Source organism: Vibrio sp. Vb2960 (assembly GCF_033337665.1).
Taxonomy (GTDB): Bacteria; Pseudomonadota; Gammaproteobacteria; order Enterobacterales; family Vibrionaceae; genus Vibrio; species Vibrio alginolyticus.
Window position 1 is genome coordinate 1 of sequence record NZ_JAWORD010000079.1, and the last position, 636, is coordinate 636.

A 636-nucleotide genomic window follows, 5' to 3' on the forward strand; every position below is an offset into this window, starting at 1 on the left:
CCATGCGTTGGCTTTAGTGTTTAAGGTGGTATGCGGCGGCATCGGTATTGCGTTGCTCACCCCTTAACAGGGCGTTATGTGGTTGGAGAAAAATTATGAATCCATCAGCGGTTCTTGTTCATGTCCCAGATGTAGCGAAAGGGCTTGAATGGTACAAGAAAGCTTTCCCCGAAGCCGTTCCGATTTACCATCCTGACTTTGACTTCACAGCGCTTGATCTAAATGGTTTCTCACTAGAAATAGTCCAAGCAGACAAAAAGGTTGGGGCTGGTAAAAGTGGTACGGTTGTTTACTGGTCAGTAGATAATTTACGTGTTGCTCTGGCTCATTTTGAAGAACTCGGTGCGTGTCTTTATCGAGGGCCAATGGAGATTGAAGATGGGCTTTCAATGTGCCAAGTTGAGGACCCATTTGGAAACTTAATAGGGCTACGTGGGAAAACCACATAACAAATTGTTCAAGAGGGATTCGCAACGCGTGGCATTTTTACTATGCGTTGGTTTTAGTGTTTAAGGCAGTATGCGGCGGCATCGGCATTGCGTTGCTCACCCCTTAACAAGGCGTTATACCTCGTAGGAGAATTATGAAGAAATTACTAACAGCAGCCATGGGATTATTCGTTTCAAATGCCAACGC

The 636-nt window shown here is 45.4% G+C and carries 1 protein-coding gene; it reads left to right on the top strand.

Annotation, left to right across the window (positions count from 1 at the left end):
• Positions 1–95 precede the first annotated feature (95 nt).
• Positions 96–449 carry a VOC family protein gene (locus R7O03_RS22715; RefSeq protein ID WP_025769043.1) on the top strand — a complete coding sequence of 118 codons (354 nt, stop codon included), beginning with the start codon at positions 96–98 and terminating at the stop codon, positions 447–449.
• The last annotated feature ends 187 nt before the right edge of the window (positions 450–636 follow it).

What these genes read in the sequence shown, in the direction of transcription:
- R7O03_RS22715 (WP_025769043.1), top strand. Translation starts at nt 96, where the DNA reads ATGAATCCATCAGCGGTTCTTGTTCATGTCCCAGATGTAGCGAAAGGG.